Origin of the sequence: Pseudomonas sp. PDM01 (genome assembly GCF_014852325.1) — a bacterium.
Lineage (GTDB): Bacteria > Pseudomonadota > Gammaproteobacteria > Pseudomonadales > Pseudomonadaceae > Aquipseudomonas > Aquipseudomonas migulae.
In genome coordinates this window covers 97,037-112,831 of the sequence record NZ_JACVBK010000006.1, presented here as the reverse complement: position 1 = coordinate 112,831, position 15,795 = coordinate 97,037, and the positions used below count along the sequence as shown (strand labels likewise).

Sequence of the window (15,795 nt, the reverse complement as noted above, 5' to 3'; positions counted from 1 at the left end):
AAAACCCGGCCATCAGGGCCGGGTCAAGAAGACGGGGCTATATCAATCTTGTTTGGCAGGCTTGACCAATCGCTTTTCCAGTTCGCGGCAAGCGTCCTGGATCATGCCCTCAGTGATCGGTACTTCGCGGCCTTTTTCGTCAATGATTGAGCAACCCAGAGACTGATCTGGCTGTGTGCGGATCACTTGAATCTTGTCATCGCTGCTATTTTGCAAGGACATGGCCTGTCTCCTCTTCAGGTGTGTGCTTACTGTAGAACCGTCAGGTGACCGGGCTATGACAACTCCCTGCGATCTTTCCAGAGCGGCAGCACCAGTCCACCAGAAATACCCAGACGTTGCCACCCGGACTTTAGACCAATAGCGTCTAGGAGCTAGTCATCGCGGTCATAATTAACCTGACTCATTGTGATTTACAGCGTTCAACCCCATTGAACCGTCAGGCTGGCCCTATCAATTGTGTAACTGGATGAACCCGATGCTCTCTGCCCGTCACCGCCGCGCGATTCGCCTGGCCAGCCTTTTTCTCGCGCCCTATCGTTGGCAGGCCTTTGGCGCCTTGCTCGCGCTGGTCGTCACGGCCGGCATCACCTTGTCCATGGGGCAGGGGATTCGCCTGCTGGTGGATCAGGGGTTCATGACCCAGTCCCCGCACCTGCTCAACCAGACGATTGGTTTGTTCATGTTGCTGGTGATAGGCCTGGCGATTGGCACCTTCGCGCGTTTCTACCTGGTGTCGTGGATCGGTGAGCGTGTGGTCGCCGACATCCGCCGTCAGGTGTTCAACCATCTGGTTTATCTGCATCCCGGGTTTTACGAAGACAACCGCAGCTCCGAAATCCAGTCGCGGTTGACCGCCGACACCACGCTGCTGCAATCAGTGATCGGTTCATCGCTGTCCCTGTTCCTGCGTAATCTGCTGATGGTGATCGGCGGGATTGTGTTGCTGTTTATCACCAACCCCAAACTCACCAGCATCGTCGTTGTGGCTTTGCCGCTGGTGATTGCGCCGATCCTGATTTTCGGTCGCCGGGTGCGCAGCCTGTCACGCCTGAGTCAGGACCGGATTGCCGATATCGGCAGTTATGTTTCCGAAACCCTGGGCCAGATCAAAACCGTGCAGGCCTACAACCACCAGACCCAGGACGAACAACGTTTTGCCGTGACCGTGGAAGAGGCGTTCAACACGGCACGCAAACGGATTTTCCAGCGGGCCTGGCTGATTACCCTGGTGATCGTGCTGGTGTTGGGGGCGGTCGGTGTGATGCTCTGGGTGGGCGGCATGGACGTGATGGCCGGGCGGATTTCAGCGGGGGAACTGGCGGCGTTCGTCTTCTATAGCCTGATTGTCGGCAGTGCATTCGGCACGTTGAGTGAAGTCATTGGTGAGTTGCAGCGCGCCGCCGGGGCCGCTGAGCGGATTGCCGAATTGCTGCGCTCGGAAAACATCATCCAGCCACCGGCGACTGGCCTGGTGACGTTGCCCGAGCGGGTGACGGGCAATCTCGTTCTGCAGGACGTGCGCTTTTCCTACCCGTCGCGCCCGGAAAGCTACGCCGTCGATGGTTTGAATCTGACCATCAAGGCGGGCGAAACCCTCGCGCTGGTCGGGCCGTCCGGTGCTGGAAAATCGACGGTGTACGACCTGCTGTTGCGTTTTTACGATCCTGCCGAAGGGCGCATCCTGCTCGACGGCGTGCCGCTGACTCAACTCGATCCATTGGACTTGCGCCGTTGTTTCGCGCTGGTTTCCCAATCCCCGGCGCTGTTCTTCGGCAGCATCGAAGAGAACATCCGCTACGGTAACCCGACAGCGACGCTGGAACAGGTTCAGGAAGCGGCGAAAATCGCCTACGCCCATGACTTTATCGAGGCGATGCCCCACGGTTATCAGACTCATTTGGGCGACGCAGGCCTCGGTTTGTCCGGCGGCCAGCGCCAACGCCTGGCCATCGCCCGAGCGCTGCTGGTGGATGCGCCCATCCTGCTGCTCGACGAAGCCACCAGCGCCCTCGACGCCCAGAGCGAACACCTGATCCAGCAAGCCCTGCCCAGCCTGATGAAAAACCGCACCACCCTGGTCATCGCTCATCGTCTGGCCACGGTTAAAAACGCCGACCGGATTGCAGTGATGGACCAGGGGAAACTGGTGGCGGTGGGCACGCACCAAGAGCTGATTGCGAGCAATGCGCTGTATGCGCGGTTGGCGGCGTTGCAGTTCAACGACGGGCATGAAGCGGCATGAATGAACGCTGCTGAATACTGCCGGGTTCGGGCATTATGTCGAGCTCAGTGCGAGCATGGATGAGGATATGAGCCGTTATCAACCACCGTTGACCCTGACCACCAAGATGCTCACGTTGATTGCCGAAATCAGTGAGCGGATCGGTCAACTTTCGGCTGTGGATGATCGACGGCAGACGCCTCAACTGCGGCGGGGTAATCGGATTCGCACGATTCAGGCTTCATTGGCGATCGAGAACAATACCCTGAGCATCGAGCAGGTGACTGCTGTTTTGGCAGGGCAGCGAGTGCTGGGATTGCCTCGGGAAATCCAGGAGGTGCGTAATGCCTTCACGGCTTACGAAGCCATGCCGGATTGGCAGCCGAGTAGTCGTGTTGATCTGCTTCGGGCGCATGAGTTACTGATGGGCGGCTTGATTGACGACTGTGGGCAGTTTCGCCGAGCCGGTGTGGGCATTTACCGTGGCGAGAAATTGGTTCATATGGCACCGCCACCGAGCCGCATTACGCATTTGATGGATGATTTGCTGGCGTGGCTCGGCGATTCTGATTGGCATCCGTTGATTATCAGTTGTGTCTTCCACTATGAATTCGAGTTCATCCATCCCTTCGCCGACGGCAATGGACGTATGGGGCGTCTTTGGCAGACATTGATTCTCAGTCGGTGGCGCCCGGTGTTGGCTTATCTGCCGGTCGAAGCCGTGATTCGAGAGCAGCAGGATGCTTATTACGCGGCGTTATCGGCAGCCGACCAAATGGCCGAGTCGACGCCTTTTGTCGAGTTCATGCTGCAAGCGTTGAGCCTTGCGCTTGATGAGGCGGTTAGAACCGAGCCGGTAACCGACCAAGTAGCCGACCAAGTAACCGACCAAGTAGCGAAACTGCTTCGTGCTCTTTGCGGAAGCGCTCCTGTGAAGGTTAACGATCTGATGGCCGAGCTCGGATTGGCTCACAAGGCGACATTTCGGGCCAACTACCTCAAGCCTGCATTGGTAGAAGGCTTGATTGAGATGACTGATCCTGATTCCCCCCGTAGCCCGGTGCAACGCTACCGCTTGACCGCGCAGGGCGAGCTTGTTGCAGCACGGTGCAGATCCAGGTAGATGCGCCATAAAAAATGCCCGCATTTCTCAATGCGGGCATTTTCGTTTTCGCCTCAGACAGGCTTATTGATCATCAAAATACCGCTCATGCCAATCCACCAACGGCTGTGGCGAGTTGAGCTTCTGGCCGTAGATCACCGAGTACGACAGCACGTTTTGCACGTACTGGCGGGTTTCGTCGAACGGAATGCTTTCCACCCAGACGTCGAAGCTCAGGTGATCCGCACCGCGCAGCCACTGACGCACGCGCCCCGGGCCGGCGTTGTAGGCGGCGGAGGCGAGGACGCGGTTGCCGTTGAACTGGCTGTGCACCTGGCTGAGGTACGCGGCGCCGAGCTGGATGTTCTTGTCCGGATCGAACACCTGCTGTGGCGAGGCCAATGGGATGCTGAACTTGCGTGCGGTTTCCTTGGCGGTGCCCGGCATCAGTTGCATCAGGCCGCTGGCGCCTACGCCTGAGCGGGCGTCGGCCATGAACGCGCTTTCCTGGCGAGTAATGGCGAATACCCAGCTCGAATGCAGGCCGCGAACCTTGGCTTCGCGCACGAGAGTTTCGCGGTGGGCCATCGGGAAGCGGATGTCCAGATCGTCCCAATACTGCGCCTGACTGATGGTGCGGATCGCCGGGAAATACCATTTCAGGTCGTAGGCCAGTTTGGCCTGGGCGACCATTTCGTCACGGTTGAAGTGGCGGCTGACGTGATACCACTCGCGACGCCCATCGACGATCTGCCCGCGCGCATGGAATTCCAGGGCGCGACGCACGCCCGGCGTGTTGCGAACCTTGTTGATCAGCGCCTGGCTCAATACCAGCGGCTTGTTGTTCAGCGAGTAAGGCAACTGCGAACGGTCGGCAGCGAGGAAGCCGTAGAAGTCACGTTCACGAGCGAGGCCTTTGTACAGCGTCTGCGCCTCCGGATTTTGCGGTTGCGCCAGTTCCAGGCTGCGGGCCTGCCAGTAACGCCAGCGGTTGGTGGTCGCCAGGTCCTGGGGCAAACGGCGGGTCAACTGATAGGCATCGTCCCAGCGGGCCAGGCGCAGCAGCAGGCGCAAGCGCCACTCGGACACGGTGTTGTCACGCAATTCCGGGTCGTATTTGGTCATCACGTCCAACGCGCGACTGTCGAAACGGCGAGCGAGGGTCAGGCCGATTTCCCGGGCGATCGCGACTTTTTCGTCACGGGAGAAATGCATGCTGCTGGCGTAACCGTCGAGCAACGCCATGGCCTTGTCCGGGTCTTGCTTGGCCAGGCGGCGCAGGCCGAGGCTGACAATGTCGGACATCGGTTCGTCGGCCGGTGTGAAACGCGACGGCTGGTTGAGCAGTTCGGGTTTCTGCGCCACGTCCACCAGCAAACGGCCGCGAGGGGCGAGGGTGGTCAGGCCGTTGACCAGGCTGTTGGCCAGGGGATAGTTGCGCGCCTGGGCGGCAAGCTTGGTGCGTTCCCAGCGTTTCTGTTCAGTCAGTTGGCCTTCGGCAGCCCAGACTCCGAACAAGCCGTCGCACGCCGCAGGCAGGGATTTGCCAGTCAGCCAGAGCTTGTTGGCGTTGGCGTAGCCTTCGGATTTCAGGTTGTGCCCGATCTGGTACTGCGCGTTCAGGCAGTCCAGCTCGGTGAAATTCAGCTTGGGATCGTAGTACTTGACGAAAGTCGCCCATTCGCCGCGATCGGCCAGCCAGCGCAACCAGCGCAATTTCATCCAGTTGGCTTGCGGCAAGTCACCGTGTTCGGCGAGGAATTTTTCGATCTCGGCGTTGCTCGCCGTTTTCAGGCGTGCGGTCAGTTCGTCATAGGCCAGGTACGGCTCCAGCGGGTAGTCGCTGAGCGCCTTGCTATAACGGAAGTACGGGCCGGTATCACCCTTGGCCAGGGCGCGCTTGGCTTCATCGTAATACTGGCGTTGGGTGGACAGGTCCACCGCCTGGGCAGTTTGAACGGCAGCGGCAGAGAGAAGAAAGCAGGATAAAAGACTGAAAAGGCGACTGCGCATGAGACGTCCGGGCAGAGAAATCATGACAAGTGCGAGGCATGCCCGCACTGAATAATCTGTAGCTTAGCCTTTTGCCAGCAACCGGCGAAAGCTTTGCGGGCCTGTCAGCATCAGTTCGCAACATTTGTCATGCAGAGTGCCCCGAAGGTGAAATTGCCGGCCTTCTGAAGCCTCAAGTCAGGTAGAATGCGCGCCCGGTTTTTGGAGAAGCTCATGACCCTGCTCAAATTCAGCGATGTGTCCCTTGCTTTCGGCGCTATGCCGTTGTTGGACAAGGTGTCCTGGCAGATCGCCCGTGGTGAGCGGGTGTGCATCATCGGCCGCAACGGCACTGGCAAGTCCAGCATGATGAAGCTCGTCAAGGGCGACCAGAAGCCTGACGACGGCTCCGTGTGGCGCGCACCCGGCCTCAAGATTGGCGAATTGCCGCAAGAATTGCCGGTAGCCGACGAGCGGACCGTGTTCGACGTAGTGGCTGAAGGCCTGGACGGTGTCGGTGCACTGCTTGCCGAGTATCACCACCTGAGCCAGAACATCGTCACCGACGCCGACCTGGACAAGCTGATGCACGTCCAGCACGACCTCGAAGCCCGCGACGGCTGGCGTTTGCAAACCCTGGTCGACAGCACCCTCAGCCGCCTGCAACTGCCGGCCGACAAGACCCTCGCCGAATTGTCCGGCGGCTGGCGTCGTCGCGTCCTGCTGGCGCAGGCGCTGGTGTCCGAGCCCGATCTGCTGCTGCTCGACGAACCAACCAACCACCTGGACATCGGTGCGATTGCCTGGCTCGAAGAAGCGCTGAAGGATTTCCAGGGCGCCGTGCTGTTCATCACGCACGACCGTTCCTTCCTGCAAAACCTCGCGACCCGCATTCTTGAACTGGATCGCGGTGGCCTGATCGACTGGAATGGCGACTACGCCAGTTTCCTGGTGCACAAAGAAGCCGAACTGGCCGCCGAGGCCACCGCCAACGCGTTGTTCGACAAGAAACTGGCCCAGGAAGAAGTCTGGATCCGCCAGGGCATCAAGGCCCGTCGCACCCGTAACGAAGGCCGCGTCCGCGCCCTGAAAGCATTGCGCGTTGAACGTAGCGAGCGTCGTGAACGCACCGGCAAGGCCAACATTCAGCTGGACACCGCTGACAAGTCCGGCAAGCAGGTGATGGTCCTCGAGAACGTGAGTTTCGCTCACCCGGGCGGTCCGTTCCTGATCAAGGATTTCTCGATGGTCCTGACGCGCGGCGACCGTATCGGCCTGCTCGGCGCCAACGGTACCGGCAAGACCACGCTGCTGAAGCTGATGCTCAGCGGTCTGCAACCGACCAGCGGCAAAGTGGAAGAGGGCACGCGCATCGACGTGGCGTACTTCGACCAGTTGCGCCATCAGCTGGACCTGGAAAAGACCGTGATCGACAACGTGGCCGAAGGTCGCGACTTCATCGACATCGATGGTCAGAGCCGTCACGTGCTGAGTTACCTCGGCGACTTCCTGTTCAGCCCGCAGCGTGCCCGCACGCCGGTCAAGGCGCTGTCAGGTGGTGAGCGTGCGCGTCTGTTGCTGGCGAAACTGTTCAGCAAACCGGCCAACCTGCTGGTCCTCGACGAACCGACCAACGACCTCGACGTGGAAACGCTTGAACTGCTGGAAGAGGTTCTGCTGACCTTCAACGGCACCGTGCTGATGGTCAGCCACGACCGGGCATTCCTCGACAACGTGGTCACCAGCACGCTGGTCTTCGAAGGTGAAGGCAAGGTTCGCGAATACGTCGGTGGTTATCAGGACTGGCTGCGTCAGGGTGGTTCGCCGCGCCTGCTGGGCGTGACCGAGAGCAAGTCTGGCAAGGCCGACCTGACGTCGGCGGTCGTGACGGCTGAGCCTGCACCGGTTGCGGCGGCGGTCGAAGCGCCGGTGGCGAAGAAGAAACTCAGCTACAAGTTGCAGCGTGAGCTGGAAATGTTGCCGAGCCAGATCGAAGCCATGGAGCAGCAGATCGCCGTCGTTGAGGCCCAGATGGCCGATGCTGGCTTCTATCAGCGTCCTGCTGCCGAGACGGCCGCTGTGATCGCTCAGTTGGAGCAGTTGCAGGCTGAGCTCGACGTGATGGTCGAGCGTTGGGCCGAGCTGGATGCCTGATTGATCCTGCAATAAAAAAGCCCGGCGCTCAGTGATGAACGCCGGGCTTTTCGTATGCGATCCCTTGTAGGAGCCGGCTTGCTGGCGATCGCGGTTTGTCAGCTGGCATTGATGTCGACTGATGCACCGTGATCGCCAGCAAGCCGGCTCCTACAAGGATCGGTTATCAGCTTTTGTTTTGCAGGCGCACGGCAAGTACGTCGCAAGGTGCGCCGTGCAGTACGTCATTGGCGGTGGAGCCCAGCAGCAATGCCAGGCCATGCCGGCCATGGCTGCCCACCACGATCAGGTCGCAGGTCTGCTCTTTGGCCAGGTGATGAATCTCCTGGCGTGGCTGGCCGTAGGTCAGGTGGCTGTACTCTTTGGAGAGTTCCGGGTACTTCACGATCAGCCGGTCAAGACGTTCCTTGGCCTGATCGAACTGTTGCTGCTGCAACTGGGAAAGGTCCATCGGCACGTCGCCGCCAAAGGCCATGGCCATCGGCTCGACAATGTGCACCAGGGACAGTTTCGCGCCGTTGCTCACCGACAGTTCGCGAGCTCGGTGGATGACAGGGTCGCACTCTTCGGTCAGGTCTACAGCGACCAGAATGTGGTTGTAGGGCATGAGGTGCTCCTCCTGAGGATTGCAATATTGGTAAGTATGGCTGGTTTCAAGCGCAGTGTTTTCAAAGTGACTCAAAGCGCTCATCAAGAATCGGGAGTACAGATATGACGGTCTGGATAGTGGTGTCAATCCTGTTGGTGGTTCTCAGTCCGCTGGCGTGGTTGCGTCCGTCCCGTGGGCAGAGCGGCCGCATGGCCCTGCGCATGGAGGCGCGGCGTATCGGGCTGGCCATGCAGCTGGCGCCTCAGGAGTGGCCGCACTGGCTGAGCCAGGAACCGCCGAGCCCTTGCGCGCAGTACCATCGACCGCGTCGCGGCAATCAGCCTGCTTGCTGGAGTTACTGGCAAAAGTCGCCGGGCGTATGGGTGAATCAATGGCAGGAGGTCTGCGAGGATCCGGCATTGCTGATTCATTTCGAAAAGTTGCCGGCCAACGTCTACAAGGTCGAAGCGGACAAGCAGATGATCACGTTGTACTGGGGCGAGAAGGGCGAAGCGACAGTTTTGCAACAAATCGATGCGACCCTCAAGGCCCTCGCCTGACCCCCGATCCCCTGTAGGAGCGAGCGGTGCGGCGATCCGACTTGCCCGCGAAGGCGTCCAACCTGACACACCGCTTTCGCGGGCAAGCCTCGCTCCTACGATTGTCCAGGCAATAAAAAGCCCGACATTCAACATCGGGCTGGAGTTGGCCAGGCAGGCCGGTAATTCGCTGTGCACTGATCTTACGCCGGGCATTCGCCGACGCGTTCATATTTTTTCCTCAATCTCCCGCCCAGCGTAGCCCGTTAAACAAAGGCTGCCGTGAATTAGGGCGACTTTTCTAACTATTGATTCTATGAATGGCCTCACATGCAGCCGGGTGTTGCAGGTCTTCGTGTTACGGAAATGACCGGAAAGTCGCGTTTCAACCCGTGTTTTGGGCGATTGACAATTGTCGGAAATTCCGTGAAGGTGACGTACCCAAATCAAACGGGCGTATGAATTGAGCGTTTGTATTTCAGATCGCTCCTACAGAATCCCGACTATCGCGTTGGCGGGTGTGCCGGGTGGATTGGCGTAGCATCGACGATAAACGTCACTGCCAAGCCATTCGCCTGCTTCCGACGTGTACTGTTCAGCTTCCATATCGTGGAGATCAGTTGATGATTTACGAAGGTAAAGCCATCACGGTTAAGGCTCTTGAAAGTGGCATCGTCGAATTGAAATTCGACCTCAAGGGTGAGTCCGTCAACAAGTTCAACCGTCTAACCCTGAACGAACTGCGTCAGGCCGTAGACACCATCAAGGCAGATGCTTCGATCAAGGGTGTGATCGTCAGCAGCGGCAAGGACGTGTTCATCGTCGGCGCCGACATCACCGAATTTGTCGAGAACTTCAAGCTGCCGGATGCAGAGCTTGTCGCTGGCAACCTCGAAGCCAACAAGATTTTCAGCGATTTCGAAGACCTCAACGTCCCGACTGTCGCCGCGATCAACGGCATCGCCCTGGGTGGCGGTCTGGAAATGTGCCTGGCGGCGGACTACCGCGTCATGTCCGTCACGGCCAAGATCGGTCTGCCGGAAGTCAAACTGGGCATCTACCCAGGTTTTGGCGGCACTGTGCGCCTGCCGCGCCTGATCGGTGCCGACAACGCCATCGAGTGGATTGCCGCCGGTAAGGAAAACCGTGCTGAAGACGCGCTGAAAGTCGGCGCAGTCGATGCAGTGGTTGAGCCTGGGAAACTGCAGGAAGCCGCTCTGGAACTGATCAAACGCGCCATCTCCGGCGAGTTCGACTACAAGGCCAAGCGTCAGCCGAAGCTGGAAAAGCTGAAGCTGAACGCCATCGAACAAATGATGGCTTTCGAAACCGCCAAAGGTTTCGTGGCAGGCCAGGCTGGCCCGAACTACCCGGCACCGGTCGAAGCGATCAAGACCATCCAGAAAGCCGCGAACTTCGGTCGCGACAAAGCGCTGGAAGTCGAAGCCGCCGGTTTCGTCAAACTGGCCAAGACCTCTGCCGCGCAGAGCTTGATCGGTCTGTTCCTGAACGACCAGGAACTGAAGAAAAAGGCCAAGGCCTACGACGAAATCGCCAAAGACGTGAAGCAGGCTGCCGTATTGGGCGCCGGCATCATGGGTGGCGGTATCGCTTATCAGTCGGCCTCCAAAGGCACGCCGATCCTGATGAAAGACATCAACGAGCACGGCATCGAGCAAGGCCTGGCTGAAGCCGCCAAGCTGCTGGTCGGTCGCGTTGATAAAGGTCGCATGACCGCGGCGAAAATGGCCGAAGTGCTCAACGGCATTCGTCCGACCCTGTCCTACGGCGACTTCGGTCACGTGGATCTGGTGGTTGAAGCGGTCGTCGAGAACCCTAAGGTCAAGCAGGCTGTGCTGGCTGAAGTGGAAGACAAGGTCAAAGAGGACACCATCCTCGCGTCCAACACCTCGACCATTTCCATCACCTTGCTGGCCAAAGCCCTCAAGCGCCCGGAAAACTTCGTCGGCATGCACTTCTTCAACCCGGTGCACATGATGCCGCTGGTTGAAGTGATTCGTGGCGAGAAGTCCAGCGAGCTGGCCGTTGCCACTACCGTTGCCTACGCCAAGAAAATGGGCAAGAACCCGATCGTCGTCAACGACTGCCCGGGCTTCCTGGTCAACCGCGTCCTGTTCCCGTACTTCGGCGGCTTCGCCAAACTGGTCAGCGCCGGTGTGGACTTCGTCCGTATCGACAAGGTCATGGAAAAATTCGGCTGGCCGATGGGCCCGGCGTACCTGATGGACGTGGTCGGCATCGACACCGGCCACCACGGTCGCGACGTTATGGCTGAAGGCTTCCCGGACCGCATGAAAGACGACCGCCGTTCGGCTGTCGACGTGCTCTACGAAGCCAAGCGCCTGGGCCAGAAGAATGGCAAGGGCTTCTACGCCTACGAGACCGACAAGAAGGGCAAGCAGAAGAAAGTTGCCGACCCGTCGGTACTGGAAGTGCTCAAGCCAATCGTCTTTGAACAGCGCGAAGTGACTGACGAAGACATCATCAACTGGATGATGATCCCGCTGTGCCTGGAAACCGTGCGTTGCCTGGAAGACGGCATCGTCGAAACCGCTGCCGAAGCCGACATGGGTCTGGTCTACGGTATTGGTTTCCCTCCATTCCGTGGCGGTGCGCTGCGCTACATCGATTCGATCGGTGTTGCCGAGTTCGTTGCCCTGGCTGACCAGTACGCTGATTTGGGCGCGCTGTACCACCCGACCGCAAAACTGCGTGAAATGGCCAAAACCGGCCAACGGTTCTTCGGTTAAGCGTCCCAACTTTTGAGCGAGAGTGAAATTTTATGAGCTTGAATCCAAGAGACGTCGTGATTGTCGACTTCGGTCGTACTCCGATGGGCCGCTCCAAGGGCGGCATGCACCGCAACACCCGTGCTGAAGATATGTCGGCACACCTGATCAGCAAATTGCTGGAACGCAACGTCAAGGTCGACCCGAACGAAGTCGAAGACGTGATCTGGGGCTGTGTGAACCAGACCCTGGAGCAGGGCTGGAACATCGCTCGCATGGCGTCGCTGATGACTCAGATCCCGCACACCGCTGCCGGCCAGACCGTCAGCCGCCTGTGCGGCTCGTCGATGAGCGCTCTGCACACTGCTGCGCAAGCGATCATGACCGGCAACGGTGACGTATTCGTCGTCGGCGGCGTCGAGCATATGGGCCACGTGAGCATGATGCACGGTGTCGATCCGAACCCGCACATGTCTCTGCACGCGGCGAAAGCCTCGGGCATGATGGGCCTGACCGCTGAAATGCTCGGCAAAATGCACGGCATTACTCGCGAACAGCAGGACGCTTTTGGCGTGCGCTCCCACCAGCTCGCCCACAAGGCGACTGTGGAAGGCAAGTTCAAAGACGAAATCATCCCGATGCAGGGCTACGACGAGAACGGTTTCCTGAAACTGTTCGACTACGACGAAACCATTCGTCCGGAAACTACCCTGGAAAGCCTGGCGGCGTTGAAGCCAGCGTTTAACCCGAAGGGTGGCACCGTGACAGCCGGTACTTCGTCGCAAATCACCGATGGTGCTTCGTGCATGATCGTGATGTCGGCGCAGCGTGCACAGGATCTGGGTATCCAGCCTCTGGCGGTGATTCGTTCGATGGCAGTGGCAGGTGTGGATCCGGCAATCATGGGCTATGGTCCAGTACCGGCAACACAGAAAGCACTGAAGCGCGCGGGCCTTGGCATCAACGATATCGACTTCTTCGAGCTCAACGAAGCTTTCGCCGCACAGGCCCTGCCAGTGCTGAAAGATCTGAAAGTGCTCGACAAGATGAACGAGAAGGTTAACCTGCACGGCGGCGCGATCGCCCTGGGTCACCCGTTCGGTTGCTCCGGTGCGCGTATCTCCGGCACTTTGCTGAACGTGATGAAGCAAAATGGCGGCACCTTCGGGGTAGCCACCATGTGCATTGGTCTCGGCCAAGGCATCTCCACCGTCTTCGAACGCGTTTAAGCGTTCCGTTGACGGAAGCCGGGGCCAAGTGCCCCGGTTTTTGTTTTTCCGGATTTATTTTGTTTTTATTTTGAAAAAATTTGAGTGAGGGCCAAACCATGCCGATACAACCTGGGCTCTACCAACATTACAAAGGTCCGCAGTACCGCGTATTCAGTATTGCGCGGCATTCGGAAACGGAAGAAGAAGTGGTCTTTTACCAAGCCCTGTATGGCGATTACGGCTTTTGGGTGCGCCCCTTGAGCATGTTCCTGGAGTCGGTCGAGGTTGACGGTGAACAGGTGCCACGCTTTGCTTTGGTGCAAGCCGAACCGAGCCTTTTTACCAAGCCATAAGCTGAGAGCGCGCAGAACCCTGCGCTTGACCTCACCTTGTAGCCACTATATATAGCGGTGCCGCGTCAGGCGCCAACCGCCTTTCACTTCTAGAATTCAGGAATTTTCTGATCCATGGGCAAATCGCTGGTCATTGTGGAATCCCCGGCTAAGGCCAAGACCATCAACAAGTATCTGGGTAACCAATACGTGGTGAAGTCGAGTATCGGCCATATCCGAGACCTGCCCACCAGCGGTTCGGCTAGCGCCAGCAAAGAGCCAGCCGCCAAGCGCGGCAAAGCCGCTGCGGGTGAAGGTCCGGTGCTCTCGCCTAAAGAGAAAGCGCGCAAGCAGCTGGTCTCGCGCATGGGTGTCGATCCCGATCATGGCTGGAAAGCCAAGTACGAGATCCTCCCGGGCAAGGAAAAGGTTATCGAAGAGCTGCGCCGGCTCGCCAAGGATGCTGACACCATCTATCTCGCAACCGACTTGGATCGCGAGGGGGAAGCCATTGCCTGGCACCTGCGCGAAGCCATCGGTGGTGACGACAGCCGCTACAAGCGCGTGGTGTTCAACGAAATCACCAAGAAAGCGATTCAGGAAGCCTTCTCCAAACCAGGCGAGCTGGACATCGACCGTGTCAACGCCCAGCAGGCGCGTCGTTTCCTCGATCGCGTGGTGGGTTACATGGTTTCGCCGCTGCTGTGGGCCAAGATCGCCCGTGGCCTGTCCGCCGGTCGCGTGCAGTCGGTTGCCGTGAAGCTTGTGGTCGAGCGTGAGCGTGAAATCCGCGCGTTCATCCCGGAAGAGTACTGGGAAGTCCACGCTGACCTCGGCACCGCCAAGGGCGCAACCGTGCGTTTCGACGTCGCTCGCGAGAAGGGCGAAGCGTTCAAGCCGCTGAACGAAGCCCAGGCCATGGCCGCGCTGGAGAAGCTCAAGGCTTCCAGCTACAGCATCGTCAAGCGCGAAGACAAACCGACCAGCAGCAAGCCGTCGGCACCGTTCATCACGTCCACCCTGCAGCAGGCCGCGAGCAACCGTTTGGGCTTCGGCGTGAAGAAAACCATGATGATGGCCCAGCGCTTGTACGAAGCCGGCTACATCACTTATATGCGTACCGACTCCACCAACCTCTCGGCCGATGCCGTGACGATGGCGCGTACGTATATTGAAGGCGAATTCGGCAAGAAGTACCTGCCGGAAACCCCGAACGTCTACAGCAGCAAGGAAGGCGCGCAAGAGGCTCACGAAGCGATTCGTCCGTCCGACGCCAACACCGAGCCAAGCAAGCTGTCGGGCATGGAGCGTGATGCAGAGCGGCTTTACGAGCTGATCTGGCGCCAGTTCCTCGCCTGCCAGATGCTGCCGGCGCAATACCTGTCGACCACGGTCACTGTCGGTGCCGGCGATTTCGAGCTGCGCGCCAAGGGCCGTATCCTGAAGTTCGACGGTTACACCCGCGTCATGCCGCAAATCGCCAAGCCTGGCGATGACGACGTGCTGCCGGACATGGCCCAGGGCGACGCGATGAAGCTGATCAAGCTTGATCCGACCCAGCACTTCACCAAGCCGCCGGCGCGTTACTCGGAAGCGAGCCTGGTGAAAGAAATGGAGAAACGCGGTATCGGTCGTCCTTCGACCTACGCGGCGATCATTTCGACCATCCAGGACCGTGGTTATGTAGCGCTGCACAACCGTCGTTTCTACTCGGAAAAGATGGGTGACATCGTCACCGAACGCCTGTCCGAGAGCTTCTCCAATCTCATGGACTACGGCTTCACCGCCGGCATGGAAGAGAACCTCGATGACGTGGCCCAGGGCGAGCGCGATTGGAAAAACGTGCTGGACGAGTTCTACGGCGACTTCAAGAAGAAGCTCGAAGTGGCCGAAAGCCCGGAAAGCGGCATGCGTGCCAACCAGCCGGTGATGACCGACATTCCGTGCCTGACCTGTGGCCGTCCGATGCAGATCCGTACCGCATCGACCGGCGTGTTCCTCGGTTGCTCGGGTTACAGCTTGCCGCCGAAAGAGCGCTGCAAGGCCACCGTTAACCTGGTGCCGGGTGATGAAATCGCCGCGGACGACGAGGGTGAATCGGAATCGCTGGTGCTGCGTGGCAAGCATCGTTGCCCGATCTGCAGCACGGCGATGGACGCTTACCTGCTCGACGAGAAGCGCAAGCTGCACATCTGCGGCAACAACCCGGATTGCGACGGCTACGAAATCGAAGAGGGCACCTATCGCATCAAGGGCTACGAAGGTCCGAGCCTGGAATGCGACAAGTGTGGCAGCGAGATGCAACTCAAGACGGGCCGTTTCGGCAAGTTCTTCGGTTGCACCAACGCAACGTGCAAGAACACCCGCAAACTGCTGAAAAGCGGTGATGCTGCGCCGCCGAAGATGGATCCGGTGAAGATGCCTGAGCTGAAATGCGAAAAGGTCAACGACACCTACATCCTGCGCGACGGGGCTTCCGGCCTGTTCCTGGCCGCCAGTCAGTTCCCGAAAAACCGCGAGACCCGTGCGCCGCTGGTCATGGAAATCATCCCGCACAAGGATGAGATCGATCCGAAGTACCACTTCCTCTGTGAAGCGCCGAAAAAGGACCCGGACGGTCTCCCTGCTGTGATCCGTTACAGCCGCAAGACCAAAGAGCAGTACGTGCAGACAGAAGTCGACGGTAAGCCGACTGGCTGGAAAGCGTACTACGACGGTGGCAAGTGGACGGTTGAAGACAAGCGTCCAGCAGCCAAAGCTTAAACAGCGCTGTAATTAAAAGGCCGCATGACAACCCTCGGGTTTTCATGCGGCCTTTTTGTTTGGGGCTTGCGGTGTGCTTGGGTGATCCACGACACTGTCTGACCTGCGTGAAGCAATTATTTCGTTGTGGAGGCTGCCG

At 59.0% G+C, this 15,795-nt stretch carries 11 protein-coding genes; 8 read left to right on the top strand and 3 right to left on the bottom strand.

Annotated features, from left to right (window positions below):
* Positions 1–42: 42 nt before the first annotated feature.
* Complete coding sequence (locus tag IB246_RS16570) at positions 43–222, bottom strand: PA1571 family protein (protein ID WP_008037721.1); 180 nt, start codon at positions 220–222, stop codon at positions 43–45.
* 247 nt (positions 223–469) lie between these two features.
* On the opposite strand from IB246_RS16570, the gene IB246_RS16565 reads away from it, so the two are divergent.
* Both IB246_RS16565 and IB246_RS16560 read left to right on the top strand, forming a co-directional pair.
* Positions 470–2,245 carry an ABC transporter transmembrane domain-containing protein gene (locus tag IB246_RS16565; RefSeq protein WP_162130706.1) on the top strand — a complete coding sequence of 592 codons (1,776 nt, stop codon included), beginning with the start codon at positions 470–472 and terminating at the stop codon, positions 2,243–2,245.
* Between the two features lie 67 nt (positions 2,246–2,312).
* The gene (locus tag IB246_RS16560) at positions 2,313–3,347 is read left to right on the top strand and encodes a Fic family protein (protein ID WP_008037719.1); all 1,035 of its coding nucleotides are present in this window, start codon (positions 2,313–2,315) and stop codon (positions 3,345–3,347) included.
* 63 nt (positions 3,348–3,410) lie between these two features.
* Here IB246_RS16560 and IB246_RS16555 read toward each other — a convergent pair whose 3' ends face one another.
* Positions 3,411–5,339 carry a transglycosylase SLT domain-containing protein gene (locus tag IB246_RS16555; RefSeq protein ID WP_008037718.1) on the bottom strand — a complete coding sequence of 643 codons (1,929 nt, stop codon included), beginning with the start codon at positions 5,337–5,339 and terminating at the stop codon, positions 3,411–3,413.
* A gap of 213 nt (positions 5,340–5,552) precedes the next feature.
* Here IB246_RS16555 and IB246_RS16550 point away from each other — a divergent pair, with 213 nt between their 5' ends.
* Positions 5,553–7,472 (top strand): ATP-binding cassette domain-containing protein, encoded by a 1,920-nt coding sequence (locus IB246_RS16550; protein ID WP_008028498.1) that lies wholly within the window; start codon positions 5,553–5,555, stop codon positions 7,470–7,472.
* A gap of 166 nt (positions 7,473–7,638) precedes the next feature.
* Here IB246_RS16550 and IB246_RS16545 read toward each other — a convergent pair whose 3' ends face one another.
* On the bottom strand, positions 7,639–8,079 hold the full coding sequence (locus IB246_RS16545; protein ID WP_008028495.1) for a universal stress protein: 441 nt from the start codon (positions 8,077–8,079) through the stop codon (positions 7,639–7,641).
* A 104-nt stretch (positions 8,080–8,183) separates the two neighbouring features.
* Between IB246_RS16545 and IB246_RS16540 the strand changes: the two genes are divergently transcribed.
* The 5 genes from IB246_RS16540 (at position 8,184) to topA (ending at position 15,656) form a co-directional block, all read left to right on the top strand.
* Complete coding sequence (locus IB246_RS16540) at positions 8,184–8,621, top strand: hypothetical protein (RefSeq protein WP_008028493.1); 438 nt, start codon at positions 8,184–8,186, stop codon at positions 8,619–8,621.
* Positions 8,622–9,223: 602 nt separating this feature from the next.
* Positions 9,224–11,371: a fatty acid oxidation complex subunit alpha FadB gene (fadB, locus tag IB246_RS16535; protein ID WP_008037714.1), complete on the top strand. Its 2,148-nt coding sequence runs from the start codon at positions 9,224–9,226 to the stop codon at positions 11,369–11,371.
* A 32-nt stretch (positions 11,372–11,403) separates the two neighbouring features.
* Entirely contained in the window at positions 11,404–12,579 is a 1,176-nt protein-coding gene (gene fadA / locus IB246_RS16530; RefSeq protein WP_008037712.1) for an acetyl-CoA C-acyltransferase FadA, read from the top strand.
* Positions 12,580–12,677: 98 nt separating this feature from the next.
* Positions 12,678–12,914 (top strand): DUF1653 domain-containing protein, encoded by a 237-nt coding sequence (locus tag IB246_RS16525; protein ID WP_008028485.1) that lies wholly within the window; start codon positions 12,678–12,680, stop codon positions 12,912–12,914.
* 114 nt (positions 12,915–13,028) lie between these two features.
* Positions 13,029–15,656 (top strand): type I DNA topoisomerase, encoded by a 2,628-nt coding sequence (gene topA, locus IB246_RS16520; RefSeq protein ID WP_008037710.1) that lies wholly within the window; start codon positions 13,029–13,031, stop codon positions 15,654–15,656.
* The last annotated feature ends 139 nt before the right edge of the window (positions 15,657–15,795 follow it).